A 21,344-nucleotide genomic window follows, 5' to 3' on the forward strand; every position below is an offset into this window, starting at 1 on the left:
GCGGCTGCTGCAGGATTGGGGAATCACGCTTTTTGCTAGCATTATACAAAGCTCCGACATTATTTCCCCCAACATCAGCCATTCCCGGCCAACTCTGCTGCCCACTCGGTGAACCCCAAAGGTCCGCCGCCCAACCAACACTTTTAACTATGCGGCTAGCCGACTATTTGCCGGAGGCGTAGTAGCTTCGTTGCCCGGCGGCACCCACCGCCCCCCGATTGTCCCACCCTCCCACCCCTCTATGTCCAACGCTTCCTCTTCTACGGCCGCCGCCGAACCGCTCACCGTCATGGGCGCGGGGCTGGTTGGCTCGCTGCTGTCCTTGTACTTAGCCCGGCGCGGCCACCCCGTGCAGGTGTTCGAGCGCCGCCCCGACCCGCGCCGCACCGGCTTCCTTGAAGGCCGCTCCATCAACCTCGCCGTGTCGGACCGCGCCTGGCGCGCCCTCGAAGGCGTGGGCGTGGCCGACGACATCCGCCAGGTGGGCATTGCCATGAGCCAACGCATCATGCACGATGCCAAAGGCCAGCTCAGCTACCAGCCCTACGGCGAAGATGGCCAAGCCATTTACTCCGTCAACCGCGGCCACCTCAACCGCACCCTGCTCGACCTGGCCGAAGCCCGGCCCAACGTGCAGGTGCGCTTCGGCCAGCAGTGCCTGGGCATCGATTTGCGCCGCCAGCAGCTACAGCTGCTCGATAGCGAAAGCGGCCAGGAACACACCGAAAAATATACCCGCCTTTTTGGCACCGACGGCGCGTTTTCGGCCGTGCGCGGGGCTTTGCAAAAGACCGAGCGGTTCGATTATTCGCAGCATTATCTGGAGTACGGCTACAAGGAACTGACCATCGAAGCCGGCCCGGATGGCAGCTGGCAGCTGGAGAAAAACGCCCTGCACATCTGGCCCCGCGGGCAGTACATGATGATTGCGCTGCCCAACCTCGACGGCTCGTTCAACTGCACGCTGTTCTTCCCCTACGACGGGCCCGAGAGCTTCGCCAGCCTGCAAACCCCGGCCCAGGTCACTGACTTTTTCCGCCGCGTTTTCCCCGACGCCGAGCCGCTGATGCCGGAGCTGGAGCGCGAATTTTTCGAGCACCCCACGGGTTCCCTGGTTACGGTGCGCTGCTTTCCGTGGAAATATGACGACGACGTGCTGCTGCTCGGCGACGCGGCCCACGCCATCGTGCCCTTCTACGGCCAGGGCATGAATGCCGGCTTCGAAGATTGCACGGTGCTCAACGAGCTGCTCGACCAGCACGGCGACGCCGCCTGGCCCACCATTTTCGCTGAATTTCAGCAGCAACGTAAGCCCAACGCCGACGCCATCGCCGACCTGGCTGTGTACAACTTCGTGGAAATGCGCGACCGCGTGGCCGACCCGCGCTTCCTGCTGCAGAAGAAAATCGAGGCAAAAATCTCGGCCCAGTACCCGGGTCGCTGGATGCCGCTCTACTCGCAGGTCACGTTTTCGCACACGCCCTACGCCGAGGCTTGGGCCGCCGGCCAGCAGCAGGAGGCCATCATGGCGCGGCTACTGCCGCACATTCAGCAGGAAGCTGATTATGAGCGGGCCGAGGTGCAGGAATTGGTGAAGCAGGAAATGGCGGTGAAGGGGTAGCCTGTAGGAGCAGGGCCTGGTTATACCCCTATATCATTTATATCGTTCCACAACAAAAAAGCCCTTCTGCCAGCGCGGCAGAAGGGCTTTCTGTTTTTACTTGCAGCTACTATTTCTTGCTCAAAGTCACGAACATCGCCGTGTGGCTGTTAGTCGCCATCGGCAGTTGCGACTCGGCCAGGCCGGCGTAAGACACCTGCAGGCTACCGGTTTGGCTGGCGGGCAGGGTGAGGGCAAACTCACCCTGGGCGTTGGTAACCACCATGCGGCTACGGTCGCCGGCCACGAATACGCAGGCACCGGGCAGGGCCAGCTCGTTTGGTCCCAGCACAATACCCGAGTAAGTGATGACCTGGGCGCTGGTAGCCTGCGGGCTGGCCGGGGCTTTAGCCGGGCTGGCTACCACTGCCGCAGGAGCGGCAGTGCGCTTAGTTACTACGGGTTTGGTCTGTGGTTTCACGGCCTTCACTACGGCTTTTGCAACCGGGGCTTTGGCGGGCACTTTGGCTGGGGCCCCGGCGGGCCGACGGGCCTTAGTGGGCAGGTCAGTAGCGGCGGCCTCCAGGCTTGCGCCGGAAATCAGCAGGGCAAGCAGAGCAGCGGCAGTGGTGAAACGCATGACACTAAGGATTAGGGAGTAATTTTTTAGCAAGCGTTGAAGGCTTATGGGGGGAATGCGGAACGGAGGTATTTTAGCGGGCCGCTACTTCCGGGCCTTCGAGGCGCAGCAGAGCATCGCTGAAGCGGGGGTGCAGGGTAAGGTAGTGCGTGAACTGGCTGGGAGTGAGCACCCGGCCAACCGACAGCAAGTAGTGGCGCTGGGCCAGGGCCAGCCCGTCAGAATCGGTAGCCAGGGCCAGGTCGCGCAGGGCCACCACGGCGCAGGCATCGAAGGCCTTCACCTGGGCCTGCGACAGACGCAGGGCATCCTGCAGCGAGACGATAGCACGGTTGGCCTGCTGCACCTGGGCCGAGAGGCTGGGCGCCGGCATTTCGTTGCGGCCCTCTGCCGCTACGTGGCGACGACCATGCCCAGCCTGGGCCGATTGACCAAACACTACCAGAGCAACAAGGGCGAGAACAAAACGAAGCGACGACATGAGCGTAGAAGAGTATAAAAAAGCCAGTGGCTATTATTGTGCGTTGTTGACCGTACAAAGCTATAATGGCCCTCATAGGCAATTTCCAAAATATGGACTGTTGGGACTTTTTGCCCAACGAATGGTTACTTTATGTCGGCGAACGGAAATCCGTTTCCGTGCTTTTCTCGTAGCCTCCCACGTAACCCCGCTTCTATGCTCACCTGTGCCATCATTGACGACGAAGAAATCAACCGCTTAACGCTGGAGCACTACATCGAGCTGACGCCCGACCTGGAGCTGGTGGCGTCGCTATCCGATGGCATAGCGGGGTTGAAATACTTTCGGGAGGACAACCGGGTCGATGTCCTGTTTTTGGACATCGAGATGCCCCATCTCAGCGGCCTCGACCTGCTGCGCGTGCTGCCCGACCCGCCGGAAGTCATCATCACTACCGCCCGGCAGGATTTTGCCGTCGATGCCTTCGAGCTGCGCGTGACCGACTACCTGGTGAAACCTTTCGAGTTCAGCCGCTTTACGCAAGCCGTGCAGCGCGTGCTGGAGCGCCGCAAGCCCACCGCTGGCACTCCAGCAGCAGCCGCTCCGGCCGAAGCTGCGCCCAGCGCCGACTTGTTTGTGAAGGTGAATAGCAAGATGGTACGCGTTAATTTTGATGAGGTGCTATACGTGGAGGCGCTGTCTGACTACGTCAACATCGTGACTCCCAAGCAGAAATTCATCGTCTACACTACGCTCAAGGGCTTGGAGACGCGTTTGGCGCAGTTCCCGAATTTTGTGCGGGTGCATCGCAGCTACTTGCTCAATACCCTGCACATCGAATCCATCGAAGACAATACGGCTAATCTAAAGGGCGGCCATTTTGTGCCGATTGGCAAGTCGTATCAGGACGGCTTCTTCAAGAGTTTGGCGAAGATTTGAGCTGCAATTCCGTTATCAGCCCACCGAAGCCCCGGCGTTTATTCTTCGGGGCTTCGGTGCGTTAGGGCCGGACTTTCCCGGCCCAAGCAACGCGGCAGCGTACTAACCGGTCAGGAAACTGGCGCTTTTTAGCATTGGGAACAGGTGGCGCAGGAGCAGGAAGCGGCCCGACCCAAGCGTTGGCCTTATCTTGCAGCTACGCCCTGCTTTCTCCCTGCTACTATGAAAACGATTTGCTTTGGCGGCGCCGCTCTGCTGGCGCTGGTTGGCCCCACTTTTGGCCAGTCGGCCCCGCCGACGGCGGCTGAGCAGTTGGCGGCCTCGGTGGCCACTGTGCGGGCGCGCACCGCGGCCGCCGAAACCACCCACCCGCAGCTCATCAACGGACCGGAGTACGAGAACTACGCTCAGCGTTACTACACTATCGTGGGTCATCAGTTTTTCCTGACGCCGGAAAAACATGCCGGGGGTGTATTTTACAACGGCTACTATTTTGACAATCTCAGGCTGAGCTACGACGTGGTGCGCGACCAAGTGGTGCTGCCACAGCCCACCAGTCCCTTACAGTTCCGGCTGGTGAATGAAAAAGTGGGCTACTTCGTCATCGATGGACACCGTTTTGTGCGTCTGCAGCCTGATAGCGCGGCCAGCCGCGTGCTCGGCCCGGGCTACTACGAGGTGCTGCACACCGGCCCGGCGCAGGTGCTGGCCCGGCGCGCCAAGCGCATTCAGGAGCAAAACCGCGACCAGCGCGTTAACGCAGTTTTTATTGTGACAGACAAGCTCTTTGTCAATAAAAGCGGCCAGTATTTCGCCATCAGCAAGAAAAGTGCAGCACTCCGCCCGTTTGCCGACCGCAGCAGCGAAATGCAGCGCTACGTGCAGGAGCAGAAGCTACGCTTCAACCGCCCCAATCTGGAAGCTAGCGTGGTGCGGCTGGCTCAATACTATACCAGCCTGCCGGCGCGTTAGCCGTGGCGCCCGAGCTCCTGCGTGAAATTTATCAACCCGGCCTTCTACCCTCGCTATGCAACACGCTTATCGCCTGGTTACCACTTTACTGCTATGCATTTCGGTTCGGGCGGCCTACGCTCAGCAGCCGCCCGAAAAGCTGGTGAGCGGGCACTTCACGCACCTGCCCTTCGAGCAGTTTGTGCGCGAGCTGGAAATTCAGACCAGCTACCATTTTTTCTTCGACCCACCGGCCGTCGACACATTGTTTGTGACTCTGAAAGTGCAGGAGCAGCCCTTGGCGACGGTGCTGCAGCTGGCTCTGCAGGGCACGGCGCTACACGCCGCCTTCGATGATGAGCACCGTGTGTACATCACGAAGGACGTGGTAATTGAGTCGCTGGCGCCAGCTACGTTTTTCAGCCCGGCTGGCAGTACACCGCTGCTTGAGCGGCCCGTTGCCGAGGCGCGCTCAACTGCTACGCCCGGTCGCTCGCGGCTGGTGAGCGCGGCCGAAGCGCGCGTGTATGAGGTGGGGCGGGGCGGCGGCGCGGGCAAGGTAACGCTGGCCGGCCATATCCGCGCGCAGACCAATGGCGAGCCCGTGATTGGAGCCTCCATCTACAGCGAATCGCCGAACGTGGGGGTTAGCACCGACCAGTTCGGCTCCTACTCGCTGACGCTGCCGACGGCTGGCCGCTACCTGCTCAAGGTGCGGGGCGTGGGCATCAAAAACACCCAGCGGCAGGTGGTAGTGCGCGGCAGCGGCCAGCTCGACGTGGAAGTGGAAGAAGACATTGTGACCCTGAAAGAAGTGGTGGTAGAAGCCGAGAAAGACCGCAACGTAGCCAGCACCCAGATGGGCCTGGAGCGGCTCGACATCAAGACGATGCGGCAGGTGCCCACAGCCTTCGGCGAAACTGATATTCTGCGCGTGGTGCTGACGCTGCCAGGCGTGAAATCGGTGGGCGAAAGCAGCACCGGCCTCAACGTGCGCGGCGGCGCCACCGACCAAAACCTGATTCTTTTCAACGACGCCACGATTTACAACCCGGCGCACTTGTTCGGCTTCTTTTCGGCCTTCAACCCCGACGTGCTGCAAACGGTGGAACTCTATAAAAGCGCCATCCCTGCCAAGTACGGCGGGCGGCTGTCGTCGGTGCTGGATATTTCGACCCGCGAGGGCAACAAGAAAAAGCTGTCGGCTTCCGGGGGCATCGGGCCGCTCACCAGCCGCCTGGCGCTGGAAGGGCCGCTGGTAAAAGATAAAAGCGCGTTTCTGCTCAGCGGCCGGGCCAGCTATTCCGACTGGATTCTGCAGCAGTTGTCGAGCAAGTCGTTCCGGCGCAGTTCGGCGCAGTTCTATGACTTGACGGCCCACATTAGCCACGAAATCAACGCTAACAATACCATTTATGCCACCGGCTACTTCAGCTCCGACCGGTTCCGGCTGGCCAGCGATACAACGTATCAATACGTGAATCAGGCGGCCAGCCTGAAGTGGCGGCACAGCTTCAGCACCCGGCTGGTGGGCGTGCTCACGGGCACCTATAGCCATTACGATTACGACATCCGCAGCGACGCTAACGCGGTGAATGCCTCGCGCCTGCAGTACCGCATCGACCAGCCCGGCCTGCGCGCCGACTTCAGCTTTTTCCCGAATGCCAGGCACACGATTGAATTCGGCGCCAGCTCGCAGTTCTATGCCATTCGGCCCGGCAGCCTGACCCCGCGCGACGAAAACTCGCTGGTGACGCCCGACGTGCTGGAGCGCGAGCGGGCCGTGGAAAGCGCCGCCTACGTTTCGGACCGTATCGAGGTATCGCCGCGGCTGTCGGTGGCGCTGGGGCTGCGCTACTCGCTGTTTCAGGCGCTGGGGCCGCGCACGGTGCTCCGCTACGCGCCGGGCGAGGCCCGTAGCGAGCTATCGGTCATTGATACGGTGCGCGTGGGGGCGGGCGGCAAAGTGGCCACTTACCACGGGCCGGAGTACCGCGTATCGGCCCGCTGCGTGCTCACCGACAACTCTTCCGTAAAGGCTAGTTACAACCGCACCCGTCAGTACATTCATCAGCTCACCAACACGGCCTCCGTGTCGCCGGCCGACATCTGGAAGCTGAGCGATTCCAACATCCGGCCGCAGGTGGGTGACCAGTATTCGGTGGGCTACTACCGCAATTTCCGGGCGAATACGGTGGAGGTATCGGTCGAGACATACTACAAAACCATGCGCGACTTCGTGGACTACAAGAGCGGGGCTACGCTGGTGCTCAACCACCACATCGAAACGGACATTGTGAACGCCGAGGGTCGCGCCTACGGCGTGGAACTGCTGGTGAAGAAGCTGACTGGCAAGATTAATGGCTGGCTGAGCTACACCTACTCGCGCTCGCTGGTGCGGGTGAATGCCGGCACCCCCGCCGAGCAGATTAACGGCGGTCAGTACTACCCCAGCAATTTTGATAAGCCCCACGATGTGACGCTGGTAGGCAACTACCGCATCAATCGCCGCTTCAGCACTTCGCTCAATTTCACGTACAGCACCGGCCGGCCCATCACGCTGCCCCTGGCGCTGTATGAGTTCGGCAACTCCGTGCGGGTGCTGTACTCCGACCGCAACGCCTACCGCGTGCCCGACTACTACCGCGCCGACCTGGCCCTCAACATCGAAGGCAACCACAAGGTGAACAAGCCCGCCCACAGCTCCTGGACGGTGGGAGTCTACAATCTCACCGGGCGGCGCAACCCGTATTCCATTTATTTCAAGGCTGCTAATGGGCAAGTGAGGGGCTACCAGCTTTCAGTTTTCGGTCAGCCCATCCCCACGGTCACCTATAACTTCCGCTTTTAGATGAAAGGTCTTTTTTATTCTTCGTGGCTGATACTGTTGGGCTTACTCGCGGGTTGCATCGACCCTTACATGCCCGACGTTATCAGCAGTCCGCAGAGCTACCTGGTGGTTGATGGCTTTCTCAACAGCAACGGGGTCACGCAGATAAAGCTGTCGCGCACCTATGGCCTCAGCGGTGGCACGGCCGCCCCCAAAGAAACCCGGGCTACGCTCTACATCGAGGAAGAAACCGGCACGCGCTACCAGCTGCGCGAAAGCAGCGCTACGCCTGGCACTTATCTATCGGACGCGCTGGTGCTGAACCCGGCTGTGCGGCACCGCCTCTCTTTTAGCACGGCCACCGGCCAGACCTATGCATCTGATTATGTGACGGTGAAAATCACGCCGCCCATCGACAGCGTGACTTTCCGGCCGGAGGCCGACGAGCTGAAAATTCTGGTTAACACCCACGACGACCGTGATGCGTCGCAGTATTATCGCTGGGAATACGAGGAAACCTGGGAAACCAGGCCCCTGCTAACACCTGAGCTAGAGTACAATAAAATCACTGACCGGCTCGAGCCGATTACCGTGTATTTTCCGCTGGTGTGCTGGAGCAACGAAAAATCGGCAAACGTTAACCTCAGTAAAACTACCAACTTAAACCAGGATGTGGTTTCAAACTACGTGTTGCGAACGCTGCCCGCCATTGCCGATCGCCTCTACCTTAAGTATAGCATTCTGGTGCATCAGTACGCCCTCACGCGCGAGGAATACCAATACTGGGAGCTGCTGCGCAAAAATACTGAAAGCATCGGCACGCTGTTCGACCCGCTGCCCTCGCAGCTAAGCGGCAACCTGCACAACGTCAGCGACAGTAACGAACTGGTGATAGGCTACCTCGGCGCACACTCGATGACCGAAAAACGCATTTTTATCCGGCGGGCCCAGCTACCGGCCGAGTGGCGCATTCAATCGGGATACGACGACTGTATTCCACCCAACATTTTGTATTTTACAGCCATACGAAACCTGAATAACATATTTGGCACCTACTCCATTATTCCGCTGTACCAAGTACCCGAAGGTTACGCCATTACGTCGAAGGAATGCGTGGATTGCCGCCTGCGCGGCACCGACGTGCGCCCGGCTTTCTGGCAATAACTTTCCTGCGCCACGCCATGAGTTATCAAACCAGAATTTTCGCTGCCGCAAGCCGATGGGGGCATTTCGGCCTGGCCACACTGCTGGCCTTGCTGCTAACGCTCCCCGCCCACGCGCAGCTCGATTCGCTGGGCGGCCTCACGGGAAAATTCAGCCGCTACCAACGCGCCGCTTTGCCCGAAAAGCTTTTCCTGCACCTCGACCGCCCAGTGTACAGCGTCGGCGAAACAATGTGGTTCAAGGTGTACGCCGTCGATGGCACGTATAGCAAGCCCCTGCCGTTGAGCACGGTGGCTTACGTAGAGGTGCTCAATGCCGAGCGGCAGCCAGTGTTGCAGGCCACAGTGGCACTGCGGCAGGCTACTGGCCACGGCTCTTTCCAGTTGCCCGGTGGGCTGGCTTCGGGCAGCTACACCGTGCGCGCCTATACCAGCTGGATGCAGAATTTCGGGCCGGAGTATTTTTTCCAGACCACGGTCAGCATCCTCAACGGCTTCGCCGCCTCCGCGCCGGTGCCAACCGCCGATTCGGCGGCCGTAGACGTGCAGTTTTTTGCCGAAGGCGGCACGCTGGTGCGGGGCCTGCGCAACCGGGTAGCCTTTAAGGTGACTGGCCGGCACGGGCGGGGCCTCGCCGCCAGCGGCCGCATTCTCGACCGGCAGGGCCAGGTAGTGGGCACCTGCCAAACACTGCGTTTCGGCATGGGTAGCTTCGAGTTGCGGCCTGTGACCGATGGTCCATACTCAGCTCTCATTACGCTGGCTGATAAGCGCATCGTTCGCCAGGTGCTGCCGCCGGTGGCGGAGCAAGGCTACGTACTGCGTCTCGAAAGCACCAGCCCCAGCCAACTCACGCTGCACGTCGAGAGCACTAATAATCAATCCGAAACACTGGCTCTGCTGGTCCACGCCCGGCAGCAAATTGCCGTGGCTACGCAAGCACTACTGCAGGGTGGCCGCGCCAGCTTTGTCATCGACAAAGCCCGGCTCCTGCCAGGCATCGTGCATTTTACGGTATTCGACAGCCGACAGCAGCCCCTGGCTGAGCGGCTGTACTTTCAACGCCCGGCAGCGGCCGATTTTCTCACCGCCCACCCGGATAAATCTCAGTACGGCAGCCGCGAAAAGGTAGCAGTGCAGCTCACGACCACCGCGCCAGCGGTCAATCTGTCAATAGCCGTTTACCGGCTCGACTCGCTTAATACCGCGCCCAGCCCCGGCATTGCCGCTTACCTGAACCTCAGCGCCGACCTGCGCGGCTTCGTGGAAAACCCCGATTATTATCTGAACACCAGCGACCCCGCTGCTGAAGCTGCCACCGATAACCTCATGCTGACGCAGGGCTGGAGCCGGTTTCGCTGGGCCGAGGTGCAGGCCGCCTACCCGCCCGCTTTCGCGCACCTGCCCGAGCTGAACGGCCCGACTATCCGCGTGCAGCTGACGCAGGCGGGCACCGACCAGCCCCGGCCGGGCCTGACGGCTTACCTGTCGTCGCCCAGCCGCCTTATCCGGCTGACCAACGGCCTCAGCGATGCTAACGGCATAGTCCGTTTCGAGCTACCAGAGCTGGCTGGCGAGCGCGACCTCATCTTACAGGCCGACCTGCGCCAGGACAGTACCTGCCAGCTGCGGCTGCTTTCGCCGTTCTCGCCGCGCTACGCCCAGGTGCCGATGCCAGCCCTCGGCCTCGCCGCCCGCTGGCAGGCCGACTATGCCCGGCGGCATTTCCAGGCCCAGGTACAGCAGGCCTATGCGGCCCCGGCAGCGCTTTCGACACCTAAAGCCCTGGCCGACAGCACGGCCTTTTACGGACTGGCCGATGAAACCTACTTACTCGATAAGTATACCCGCTTCAAGGTGATGGAAGAGGTACTGCGCGAATATGTACCAGGCGTAATGGTGCGCATCCGCAAGGATGGTTTCCGGCTGATGGTGCTCAATAAGCTGACCAAAATTCCTTTCGAAGAAAGTCCGCTGGTGTTGATGGACGGTGTGCCGGTGTTCGACATCAACAAGCTAATGGCTGTCAATCCACTGAAAATCCGAAAATTGGAAGTAGTTGACGGCCGTTATTTTCACGGCCATACCGTGTATCCGGGCATCATAAGCTTCAGCACCTATAAGGGCGATTTAGAGGGTTTCCCGCTATCGGCGCACGCACTGCTACAGCAGTACGAAGGTGTGCAGGAGCAACGTGAATTCTACGCTCCGCGCTACGAAACTGCGCTGGAAAAGCAGTCGCGCCGTCCTGACCTACGCAACCTACTCTACTGGAACCCCGAGTTCACGCTGCCTGCCACCGCCCCCCACACGCTGGAGTTCTACACCGGCGACCAAGCCGGCCGTTACCAAGCCGTCATCCAGGGCCTGACAGCCGACGGGCAGGCTACTAGCCAGAGCTTTATTTTTGAGGTAAAAACGCCTCTTTAATCAGCCACCTCGTAGCCCGGCACCTGCCGATACACTGGCAGCTCATAAAACGGCCGTAGCAACCGCACCACATCCAGCGCATCGGCCAGGGCCTCGTGCGCCACGTCGCGGTCGTCGAAGCGGGCGCGGGCTTTGCAGATGGCCATTGTGGGCAGGCGCGAGTCTTTGCGCCAGTTGAGGTAGAACGCGGCCGGGTCGAGCATGGCGGGCTCGGCGCCCACCAGCGTACCCCAGCCGGGCAATTCGCGCAGAAAGCCCAGGTCGAAGACGGCGATGTTTTTGCCCGCCATCGTCACGCGCACGCAGTCGTTTTTATCTGGCTTAAAGGACTGACTCTGCAGCCACTCGCGCAGCTGTGGCAGCAGCTCGGCTGGCGTGCAGAGCTCGGGGTTGGGCTCCTTGCGGGCCAGCTCGGCCAGCAGCCGGGCGTTGAGGGCCAGGGCGCCGGCCGTACCGGTTATCTCCGGGTGTCGGATGATGCGGCGGAAGCTGGGCAGCTCGGCCAGCGGCAGCGGGTGCCTGGCATCCTCCACCACGGCCGCCAGCTCCAGAATCTGGTGGCGCAAAGGGTTGGAGCCGGAGGTTTCGAGGTCGAGGGAAAGGTAGCGCATGGGGGGCAATACGCAGGTGGCGGCGCTTACGGCCACCATCTGCGTATTGCCTCGACATTCAAACCCTTAGCGGGTCGTCGTCGCTTTTTCCAGCAGCTCTACCAGGCTGTCGATGGTGCCGTTGAAGCCCTCGCGCATGTCGGCAACGCCCTCGTTGAAAGTGGCTTGCTCCTCGGGCGAGGCATTCAGCGCCTTCACGCGCAGGGTCAGCAGCGTCTGGTTATCACCGGCTTCGGCCAGGGTAAACTCATTCAGCATTTCCAGCGGCCAGATGCCTTCGAAAGGTGCCCGCGTAGTGCCGCCCGCTTCGTCCGAGAACGAGTTGATGAAGCCAATCTTCTGCGGCTCATCGATTTCGAGGTAATCAAACTTGCCCCACATGATGCTGCCGTCGGGCATATGCATGCCGTAGTGGAAGCGGCCGCCGGGCCGAAAATCAAAGTGGCGCACTTCCAGCGGGAAGCCCTTGGGTCCCCACCAGGCTTCCAGTTGCTCCCGCTCGGCAAAGGCCCGGAATACCACCGGGCGGGGCGCCTTGAGGGTGCGGGTAATGAGTAACTCTTCGGCGGTAGGCGGGGTGGGCGTGAAAGGGTTCATATTGAATGAGTGAAGGTTGAAGGTGAATCAGGAATTGGGGTTGTCGGTCGGTGGAGGCGGCAGTTGGGCCAGATGCTGTTCCAACGAATCGAGCTTTTGCTCCCAGTGCTGCCGGTACTGCTCCAGCCAGGAAGCCACTTCGCGCAGCCGCTCCGGCTGGGCCTGGCAGTAGCGCTCGCGCCCGCGCTGTACCACCCGCACCAGGCCGCACTCCGTGAGAATTTTAACGTGCTTCGACACGGCCGGCCGGCTGATGGCGAACTGCTCGGCCACCGCATTGAGGTGCAGCGTTTGGCCCAGCAGCAGCGCCAGAATCTTGCGGCGCGTGGGGTCGGCAATGGCCTGGAAAACGTCTCTTTTCATCGGGAGGGCAAAGGTGGTACAAATGTATGTGTAACCTTTTGGTTACGCAAATTTGCCGGCCAGTTGTGCCCGTAAATTCCCGGCTAGCGGCAGGCCCCCCTTGTTCTGTCTATTCCAGCACCACTCGCCGCGTTGCTACATCGCTGGCATACTCGACCCGCAGAATGTAAGCCCCTGCGGGTAAGAAGCTAGTATTTAGCATGAAGCTGGCGGCGTTCACCTTATGTTGCAGCACCGTGCGGCCCAACGCATCCAACAATTTCACCTGCTGCGGCTGGGCCGTGGCCTCGAGGGCGATGTGTAGCTCACCGTGCGCAGGCACAGGGTAGGCCGAGGTTTGGATGGCGCTCCGCTGACTGGAAACACGTAGCACATTGGTATCGAGCAATCGGGCCAGCCCATTGATGGGCAGCCCGCTTACCGTGCGGAAGCTGCCCGCCATGATGATAGCGCCGTCGGGCTGCACCAGCATCTGGCTGACGCGTTGAGTAGGGCTTCTCCAATATTGAAAGCTCGGGTCATCAACCCCAGAATCGAGCAGGCGGGTAGAACCCGGTTGGCTCAAAGTACCCCGGAAGAAAGTAGTAGCCAGCAACAGTCGCTCGTTTGGCTGCACCGTAACCGCATCAATACCCATATCAGCTGGGTTGTAGCTATACGAAAAGGTGGTATCGGTGCGGCCATCGGGCAGGGCCCGCACCACCTCGGCCACAAGGTTGCTATTGCCCGCTACATAGCGCACATACGAGAAATAGGTGCGCCCCCTGGCATCCTGCGCCAGCAAATTGGCAATTGGGTTACCGATGCTGGAAGGTGTTGCGACGGAGAAGCTGCTATCGACCCGGCCGTTGGCCAGCCAGCGCCACAGGCGCGTGCTCGAATTAGCGGCCAATGTTCCGCTGGCCACTATCCGGCCATCGGGCTGGGGCAGGAAATTGGTGGCATTGAATGAGCTAACTTGAAAGCTGAGGTCGATTTGCCCATTGCCGAACAGCCGGACGACGTTCTGATTTCGGTTGAGCGGAGCCGGGTTCCAGTTGATGTTTCGGCCACGCACCAGCAGGCGCCCATCGGGCTGCACCGCCACCTGCGAAAAATAAGGGTAACTCCCGGATGAGAAAACCGGGCGGAAGGTAGAGTCCAACATACCGGAAGTGGTCAGCCGGGCAATATACGGCTGGCTGCCACCGCCTATCTGGCTGAAATCACCCGTCACCACGAGCTTGCCATCGGGCTGCAAAGCCAGCGAGGTTATATCATCATTGGCGCTGGCCCGGTTGGAATACAGCGAGTCGGGCAGCCCATCGGTGTGCAGCCTTGCCAGCCCTCCCGGCACCGCCAGCCCGTTGATTTCGGTGAAATTGCCGCCCACTATCAGCTTACCATCAGGCTGCAGCACTACTGTACTCACCTGCCCCAGATTATGAATCTGCGACTTGAGGCTACCATCGCGGCTGCCATTGGCCTGGAGCAACGCCAGCGCTGTCGGCGTTGCCGTGGCGCTGGGGCTACCATACCGCTGGCCTTGACCAGCCACCAGTATTTTTCCCGCTGCCGTAAGGCACATTCCGAGCGGGGAGCGGGGGGCGGCCCCCAGGTTGTCAAATGTCGGGTCCAGCGTGCCGGCGGGAGTCAGGGCAATCAGGCCGCCCACGTTCCAGCCGTTGCGGAGCGTGCCCCGGCGGCAAACCAGCACCCGGTTGCTACCAGGAACCAAGTGTATCAAGGCATTGCCGGGTACCCAGTTGTCATCCGGAAGGCTGTAGCTCCCTATCGTCTGCATCGCAAATGAATTATCGAGCAATCCATTGGCTTGCAAACGTCTTAGATTACCCAATTCACCAAGCACATAAAACGTATTGTCAGGCCGCACGGCAATGGCCAAGATGTTACCCCCTGAGTAAGCCGCGGTTTGAAAGCTAAGGTCTTGCGCCCCTGTTGGCAACAACCGTATCAAGCTGCCCTGCCTATTGTTGGCACTGCTGCCCGTAAATCGGCCCCCAACCAGAATTTTACCATCCGACTGCAATGCCATATAGTACACGCTCGCCGGAGCAGCCACTCCCGCCGAGCTGGCCAGTAATTGAGGGCTTTGAAAGGGTTCCAACGCTCCGTCCGGGAATAGCCGCACGATACCGATTTTCGGCGCACCGTTAAACTGCGTAAAGGCCCCCGACAACAATAAATGGCCATCGGGTTGCTCCAGCATGTGCACGATATAGGCATTCGGCCCGGTGCCCGCATTAAAGGTGGGGTCAGGAGTGCCATCACTATTCAGACGTAACAAGGCCTGCCGCGTAACATTCCCCAACTGAATAACCGGCCCCGGGCTATTGGCTGCGTTCAGCAGAATTTTACCATTGGCGAGCAACAGGAATTGCCGGACGCCAGCCGTCAGATATTGGGTGTTGCGCTGAAAAACGGTGTCTATCTGGTTGCCGCCGGGCATCAGCCGCACCAGCCCGGAGGGAGGCGCATCTTGTCCCGCAATGCGAGTGAACGTTCCGATTAACAATATTTTGCCATCAGGCTGTTCTACTACTTGCCGCACCACACCCGGCTGGTAAATGCGAGCAGGCAGAAAAGAAGGGTCGACCAGTTGGGCCTGCGCCCGCCATTGGATAAGCAGTACTACTAACAGGAGTAACAAACGGGGCATAGGGCGTTGGCTTAGAGGTGAGAGCTTGGCGAGTAGCGCGCAATTATCGTGCTTCTTTCCTGCAAACCCCGCCCCGCCGTACCTTCGTCCCTATGTCCGACACTGCCACCGCCGCCCCCAAAAAGCTCTTCCTGCTTGATGCGTTTGCCCTCATCTACCGCTCGCACTTCGCGTTCAGCAAAAACCCGCGCATCAACTCCAAAGGCATGAATACCGGGGCCATCCTCGGCTTCACCAACACGCTGGTAGAAGTACTGCAAAAGGAGAAGCCCACCCACATCGGCGTGTGCTTCGACGGGCCGAAAAAGACTTTCCGGCACGAGCAGTTTGCGGCCTACAAGGCCCAGCGCCAGGCCATGCCCGAGGACATCGGCATTGCCCTGCCCTACATCAAGCAGATTATCCAGGGCTTCCACATTCCCATTCTGATGATGGAAGGCTTCGAGGCCGACGACGTCATCGGCACGCTGGCGCAGAAGGCGGAAAAAGAAGGCTTCGAGGTGTTTATGATGACACCCGACAAGGACTATTGCCAGCTCGTGACTGAGCATATCAAGATTTACCGCCCCGCCTTTATGGGCAACGCGGCCGAAATCCTAGACGTGCCGCACGTGCTGGCCCGCTTCGAAATCGAGCGCGTGGAGCAGGTCATTGACATCCTGGGCCTACAGGGCGACGCCAGCGACAACATCCCCGGTATCCCCGGCATCGGCGAGAAGACGGCCAAGGCGCTGGTGAAGCAGTTCGGCTCGGTCGAGAACCTGATTGCCAACTCCGACCAGCTCAAGGGCAAGCAGCAGGAAAACGTGCGTAACTTTGCCGAGCAGGGCCTGATGAGTAAGGAGTTGGCAACGATTCACGTCAACGTGCCCATCGAGTTTGAGGCCGAGAAGCTGGTGCTCGACGCGCCAGATATTGACACGTTGCGGACGCTGTTCGACGAGCTGGAGTTTCGGCAGTTGGCCAACCGCATCCTAGGTGGCGGGCCGGAGCGGGCCCCGGCCGGCGTGGCGGCGCCAGGCTCGACGCCAGTGCGGCGGCCCCGGGCGGCGGCCGGGCAGGCTTCGCTGTTTGGCAATCCGGGCGACGAGGCGGTGGCCATCGGGGCCGAGGAGGGCAGCACCGGCCACGCCGGGGCGCCCGCCGGCCCGCGCCGCCGACTGGAAAATGTACCTTACAATTACCACCTTATCGACACGCCCGAGCTGCGGCAGTCGCTACTGAGTTTCCTGCTGCAGCAAACGGAGGTGAGCTTCGACACCGAAACCACCGGGCTCGATACCATGACGGCCCGGCTGGTGGGCCTAAGCTTCTGCTGGCTGCCGGGCGAGGCCTACTACGTGCCAGTGCCGGCCGACGACCAGGCCGCCACGCAGGCTATTGTGGACGAGTTCTGCCCCTTCTTCGAAAGCGAGAACATCCTGAAAATCGGGCAGAACATCAAGTACGACCTCACCATCCTCAAGCACTACCGGGTGCGGGTGGCCGGGCCGCTCTTCGACACCATGCTGGCCCACTACCTCATCGAGCCCGACATGCGCCACAACATGGACGTGCTGGCCGAAACCTACCTGCACTACTCGCCGATTTCCATCATCGAGCTCATCGGCCCGAAGGGGAAGAAGCAGATTACCATGGCCGATGTGCCCCCGGCCCAGGTGAAGGACTACGCCTGCGAGGATGCCGACGTGACCCTGCAGCTCAAGCACGTTTTCGAGCCGATGCTCAAGGATTTGGGCTTGCTGAGTCTGCTGAACGAGGTGGAAAACCCGCTGGTGCCGGTGCTGGCCGACATCGAGTACGAGGGCGTGAAAATCGATAGCGCGGCCATGAACGAGTACTCGGCCCAGCTGCAAGGCTACATCACCGAGCTCGAAACCCAGATTTACCGCGAGGCCGGGCAGGAATTCAACATTGGCTCGCCCAAGCAGCTGGGCGAGGTGCTGTTTGACAAGATGGACCTCGGAAAGGGTAAAATCAAGAAAACCAAGACGGGCCAGTACGCTACCGGCGAGGAAATCCTGAGCCAGCTAGCCGCCGACAACCCCATTGCCGCCCTCATCCTGGAGTACCGGCAGCTCACCAAGCTGCGCAGTACCTACGTGGAGGCCCTGCCCCAGTTGGTGAATGTGAATGACGGCCGCGTGCATACCAATTTCAACCAGGCGGTGGCCGCCACCGGCCGCCTCAGCAGCACCAATCCGAACCTCCAGAACATCCCCATCCGCACCGAGAAGGGCCGGGAAATCCGCAAAGCCTTCGTGCCGCGCGACGAAAACCACCTGCTGCTGGCCGCCGACTACTCGCAGGTCGAGCTACGCATCATGGCCGACTTCTCGGGCGACAAAACTATGATTGAGGCCTTCCGCCTGGGGCAGGACGTGCACACCAGCACCGCCAGCAAAGTCTTCCGCGTGCCCCTCGACCAGGTGGACAGCGAGATGCGCCGCAAAGCTAAAACGGTGAATTTCGGCATCATCTACGGCATTTCGGCCTTCGGGCTGGCCCAGCGCATCGGCATCAGCCGCAAGGAAGCTACCGAAATCATTGAGACCTATTTCCAGGAATTCCCCTCCGTGAAGCAGTTCATGGACGAGAGCATTAACCGCGCCCGCGAGCAGGAATACGCCGAAACGCTGCTCAAGCGACGCCGCTACCTGCGCGACATCAACTCGCGCAACGCCACCCTGCGCGGCTACACCGAGCGCAACGCCATCAACGCCCCCATCCAGGGCACGGCCGCCGACATCATCAAGAAGGCCATGATTAACATCCACGAGTGGCTCATCGAGGAAAAGCTGGGCACGAAGATGATTCTGCAGGTGCACGACGAACTCGTGTTCGACGCCGTGAAAGAGGAAGTGGACTACATCACGCCCAAAATCAAAGACCTCATGGCCAATGCGCTGCTGCTGCCCCACGGCGTGCCGCTGGAGGTGGAAGTAGGAACCGGGCGGAACTGGCTGGAGGCGCACTAAAAGCAGCGTGTGCAAATCTGACCGTAGAGGTATCAGCAGTTACAGTTAAGTTGATGCCTCCACGCTTGTTTATGAAGATGCCGTCAGTATCTCGTTTAGCTTGTTTTCTTTTCTCAGTTATTGGACTTCTATCCAACAACTATTGCTACGCCCAACAACTGGATTCTTCACGTAGTCGTTACGCTGCCTTCGATGAGTTAATGCAGAAATTGCCACCAAAGCGGCATGGCAATACGCTGCTGACGCCACCGGTTATTTTTCGGGACAGCACTTACACTCAACCTCGTGCTTTAGAATACGAGTTGCGGTTGTCGGAGCAACCGTTGAAGCTTCAGCATCAAACGGTGCGTTTGCACAATCCAAAATCAGGCGGTGACCGGCCAGCCTGCTATTCGGTAGTTTATCAAAATTGCTTGGTAGCCCTATTTACAACCGGGAACTTCGGATGCTTTAGGATAACTAACTTCGAGCGTGATACTTTGCTGGAAGCACAGCTCAATACGTTTGTATTTGAGCGGCATTGGATACTCAACCAACAGCTTATTGGATGGCGTGAAGGTCGGGCTTTTTACTTCGATACAATTCAACGCACTTGGCAATCATATAAGCAACCGCTGCCGTTTGAAGGACGCCTCAAGGTTTTTGAGGATGAGCGTTTTGTTTGTACAATGGATTGCCACGGCGAGTTTGGCGGACATATCTATTTTTTCGATAAGCGAACTCGACGCACTCACTACACCAATGCCACCTGTGCAACAACAGTACAGAAGATAGATGGCCAGTATCACCTTCTGGCATCTTTGGCTCATATGCAGGGCAGTACCCACAGTGCCGTGATATCCGCCCCAGAAAAATTACCGGTGATTACTAAAAAACTGGACCCTGCCCGCGACTGGCAGTATCATTTTGCTGATTCCAAACCTAACGAAGCAGTAAAGTCCGTCTTCAATTACTATGGCCTGACGATGGCAGGTAGCTTTCAATGGCATGAACAGATTCTGTATGTCGTTAACTTGCATCCGATTACTTTTCTGGCTAGCATCAGCGGTAAAAGCATAACAATTGTTGACCCACTGTTCAACAGATATTTAAGCCCAGATAACACAATTGCTACCGCCTTCGCGCCTAACTCTGCTTTAGTCAGCTATTCACACTATGAATCTCGCAAGACAACCGAAGGTCGTTGTTTGCTATTCCAAGACCGGCGCGTTACCGAAATAGTATGGGGCAACTAACCTGAACGTTAGTCTTATTTGACAATAACTACCGATTATACAGCACATCGAACCGCCCACTAGCCACCTGCACCGTGCCCGAGCCGCCCAAACGACTCAGTTGCCCTTCAAAAGTCCCCGACACTATATTCTGCACCGTATCAACCTTCGTGATGGTGATGGTAGCCGTGCCGGGACGGCTCTGGTATTGTAGGCTTTGCTTGCTGTTGGCGAAGTAGATTTTGGTGCCGGCTTCGCCGCCGGTGGCGCCGGGGCCGCCGGAGTTGCTACGGTACACGCCTGGGCCGGGCAGGGAATCGAGCTGCAGGATGAACGACTCGTTGCGGCTGCCATCGGTACGGTCGGCGGTGAGGAGCAACTGGCGGCGACCGTTGGCGACGTAGGACGAGGCTTCGACCTTGTTGTCCGTGCAGCCGTAGATGCCGCATTTCTGGCCGGCGGGCTTCCAGCCGCTGCCGTCGATGACGAAGCCCAGGGTTTCGGCGCCGGTGCTGGTGGCGGGCGGTAGTTCATCAGGGCTGATGTCGTCTTTTTGGCAACTGCTCAGGGCTAATAAGATGGCCGCGGCGATAAAAGAGGATTTCATAGCGGTAGTGGGTAGGGACGGGTGATGTACGTCGGCGGCGTTGCCAACGTCGTGCCAGCCTGCAGATGCACGAGCCCGGCAGTACCCTAAGTACTTGGTCGGCCGTATAGCCAGTCTGTTCCACCAAGCCAGCCGAACCATCATGCTGCCCCAAGCTCACACAACCCCGCTGCAAACCTTCGCCCGCAATGTAATGGGCTCCTTCATGGTCGGGGCCGGCGTCGGCCACCTCACGTTTGCGCGCTACCCGTTTCAGGCGCAGGTGCCCGATTGGGTTCCGCTCGACAAAGACACAACGGTGCTGGCTTCGGGCGTAGTGGAAATCGGCTTGGGCCTAGCTATGTTGCTGACGCCAAAGAAATACCGGGTGGCGCTGGGTATTGGGCTGGCCGCGTTCTACGTGGCCGTGTTCCCTGGCAATATCCACCAGTACACCCACCGCATTTCGGCCCTCACGCTCGATACCGACGAGAAGCGGTTCTTGCGGCTGTTCTTCCAGCCGGTGCTGGTGGCCGGGGCGCTGTGGAGCACCGGGGCGCTGAACAAACGTCAGCAACCTGCCTAGCCTTTACGGGCGGGCGCGGGCATTTCCAGCCGTTGGGCCAGCACCACGCGGCGGCCGGTGAGGGTGCGTAGCATGGGCAGCAGAATCTGCTCGGCGTTGCGCTGCGTTTGGGGCAGGATGCCCGATTGCAGGGCGGCCCGGCGCACTTGAGCCTCGGCGTAACGGTAACCCTCGTCCACCAGGTCAGCATCTTGCAGGTAGCCATTTTCGGTACTGAACACGCGGCTCTGGCTGTGGTCAATCTGGAAAGTGCAGAGCTCGGGCTTGGGCAGGAATACGCGCACGATGGAGTCGCCTTCCAGTATCACGTCTTCGGGGCGCAGCTTGCGCAGGTCGAGGCAGCCGATGGCCTCGCCGGCCACGATGAGGGCGGCTTTCGACTCGGGCAAATAGCGGTAGGTGCGGCGCTTATACTCCACCACATCCTTGAAACGGTAGCGCACCAACTCCAGCCGGCCCAGGCTTTCCACCTGGGTAAGTACCGTGTTATGCGTTACGGTTACTTTGGGCTCGCTGTCGCCCAACACATTCAGACCATCGAGCGCGGGGCTGACTTTGCGCCATAGAAACCAGCCCAGGCCCACCAGGAACAACAACGGAAGTAAGCGGCGAAGCAGGCGGGCAAGGGGCATAGAATAAGACGCGGGGATTGTTTCAGGCTTACGGTATTAGGTGTTCGGTGTTTGGTATTAGGTATTTGGGGCGGAGTAATGCTATTCCAAACCAGATACCGAAAA

17 protein-coding genes are annotated in these 21,344 nt (G+C 59.7%); 9 read left to right on the top strand and 8 right to left on the bottom strand.

What is annotated here, in order from left to right; translation table 11 throughout:
* Positions 1-241: 241 nt before the first annotated feature.
* Positions 242-1,621, top strand: coding sequence for an FAD-dependent oxidoreductase (locus Q5H93_RS10140; protein ID WP_305006412.1), 1,380 nt, complete (start codon positions 242-244; stop codon positions 1,619-1,621).
* Positions 1,622-1,730: 109 nt separating this feature from the next.
* Here Q5H93_RS10140 and Q5H93_RS10145 read toward each other — a convergent pair whose 3' ends face one another.
* Together Q5H93_RS10145 and Q5H93_RS10150 are read right to left on the bottom strand one after the other, a co-directional pair.
* A complete protein-coding gene (locus Q5H93_RS10145) occupies positions 1,731-2,240 on the bottom strand; it encodes a peptidase associated/transthyretin-like domain-containing protein (RefSeq protein ID WP_305006413.1) in 510 nt (169 codons plus the stop codon).
* A 73-nt stretch (positions 2,241-2,313) separates the two neighbouring features.
* Positions 2,314-2,721, bottom strand: coding sequence for a hypothetical protein (locus tag Q5H93_RS10150; RefSeq protein ID WP_305006414.1), 408 nt, complete (start codon positions 2,719-2,721; stop codon positions 2,314-2,316).
* Between the two features lie 195 nt (positions 2,722-2,916).
* Here Q5H93_RS10150 and Q5H93_RS10155 point away from each other — a divergent pair, with 195 nt between their 5' ends.
* From Q5H93_RS10155 to Q5H93_RS10175, 5 genes are all read left to right on the top strand, one after another.
* Positions 2,917-3,639, top strand: coding sequence for a LytR/AlgR family response regulator transcription factor (locus tag Q5H93_RS10155; RefSeq protein WP_305006415.1), 723 nt, complete (start codon positions 2,917-2,919; stop codon positions 3,637-3,639).
* A gap of 222 nt (positions 3,640-3,861) precedes the next feature.
* Positions 3,862-4,611, top strand: coding sequence for a hypothetical protein (locus Q5H93_RS10160; protein WP_305006416.1), 750 nt, complete (start codon positions 3,862-3,864; stop codon positions 4,609-4,611).
* Positions 4,612-4,666: 55 nt separating this feature from the next.
* Positions 4,667-7,441, top strand: a complete 2,775-nt coding sequence (locus Q5H93_RS10165) for a TonB-dependent receptor (RefSeq protein ID WP_305006417.1) — start codon at positions 4,667-4,669, stop codon at positions 7,439-7,441.
* On the top strand, positions 7,442-8,584 hold the full coding sequence (locus Q5H93_RS10170) for a DUF4249 domain-containing protein (protein ID WP_305006418.1): 1,143 nt from the start codon (positions 7,442-7,444) through the stop codon (positions 8,582-8,584).
* An 89-nt stretch (positions 8,585-8,673) separates the two neighbouring features.
* A complete protein-coding gene (locus Q5H93_RS10175; RefSeq protein WP_305006419.1) occupies positions 8,674-11,013 on the top strand; it encodes a hypothetical protein in 2,340 nt (779 codons plus the stop codon).
* On the opposite strand, the gene Q5H93_RS10180 is transcribed toward Q5H93_RS10175, so the two are convergent.
* The 4 genes from Q5H93_RS10180 to Q5H93_RS10195 all read right to left on the bottom strand — a co-directional run bounded on the left by Q5H93_RS10180 (position 11,010) and on the right by Q5H93_RS10195 (position 15,243).
* A complete protein-coding gene (locus Q5H93_RS10180) occupies positions 11,010-11,624 on the bottom strand; it encodes a 3'-5' exonuclease family protein (protein WP_305006420.1) in 615 nt (204 codons plus the stop codon). The two genes, Q5H93_RS10175 and Q5H93_RS10180, sit on opposite strands and share 4 nt — an antisense overlap.
* 66 nt (positions 11,625-11,690) lie before the next feature.
* A complete protein-coding gene (locus Q5H93_RS10185; RefSeq protein ID WP_305006421.1) occupies positions 11,691-12,221 on the bottom strand; it encodes an SRPBCC family protein in 531 nt (176 codons plus the stop codon).
* A gap of 27 nt (positions 12,222-12,248) precedes the next feature.
* Entirely contained in the window at positions 12,249-12,584 is a 336-nt protein-coding gene (locus Q5H93_RS10190) for an ArsR/SmtB family transcription factor (RefSeq protein WP_305006422.1), read from the bottom strand.
* Positions 12,585-12,693: 109 nt separating this feature from the next.
* Entirely contained in the window at positions 12,694-15,243 is a 2,550-nt protein-coding gene (locus tag Q5H93_RS10195) for a T9SS type A sorting domain-containing protein (protein ID WP_305006423.1), read from the bottom strand.
* A 92-nt stretch (positions 15,244-15,335) separates the two neighbouring features.
* On the opposite strand from Q5H93_RS10195, the gene polA reads away from it, so the two are divergent.
* The gene (polA, locus tag Q5H93_RS10200; RefSeq protein WP_305006424.1) at positions 15,336-18,221 is read left to right on the top strand and encodes a DNA polymerase I; all 2,886 of its coding nucleotides are present in this window, start codon (positions 15,336-15,338) and stop codon (positions 18,219-18,221) included.
* Between the two features lie 77 nt (positions 18,222-18,298).
* Positions 18,299-19,456 (top strand): hypothetical protein, encoded by a 1,158-nt coding sequence (locus tag Q5H93_RS10205; RefSeq protein WP_305006425.1) that lies wholly within the window; start codon positions 18,299-18,301, stop codon positions 19,454-19,456.
* Positions 19,457-19,484: 28 nt separating this feature from the next.
* Here the strand turns inward: Q5H93_RS10205 and Q5H93_RS10210 are convergent, their stop codons facing one another.
* Positions 19,485-20,042, bottom strand: coding sequence for a Riean_0653 family protein (locus Q5H93_RS10210; RefSeq protein WP_305006426.1), 558 nt, complete (start codon positions 20,040-20,042; stop codon positions 19,485-19,487).
* Positions 20,043-20,184: 142 nt separating this feature from the next.
* On the opposite strand from Q5H93_RS10210, the gene Q5H93_RS10215 reads away from it, so the two are divergent.
* A complete protein-coding gene (locus tag Q5H93_RS10215) occupies positions 20,185-20,607 on the top strand; it encodes a DoxX family protein (RefSeq protein WP_305006427.1) in 423 nt (140 codons plus the stop codon).
* Here Q5H93_RS10215 and Q5H93_RS10220 read toward each other — a convergent pair.
* On the bottom strand, positions 20,604-21,239 hold the full coding sequence (locus Q5H93_RS10220; RefSeq protein ID WP_305006428.1) for a DUF4230 domain-containing protein: 636 nt from the start codon (positions 21,237-21,239) through the stop codon (positions 20,604-20,606). The genes Q5H93_RS10215 and Q5H93_RS10220 overlap by 4 nt on opposite strands.
* Between the last annotated feature and the right edge of the window lie 105 nt (positions 21,240-21,344).

Origin of the sequence: Hymenobacter aranciens, from assembly GCF_030580865.1 — a bacterium.
GTDB classification, from domain to species: Bacteria; Bacteroidota; Bacteroidia; order Cytophagales; family Hymenobacteraceae; genus Hymenobacter; species Hymenobacter aranciens.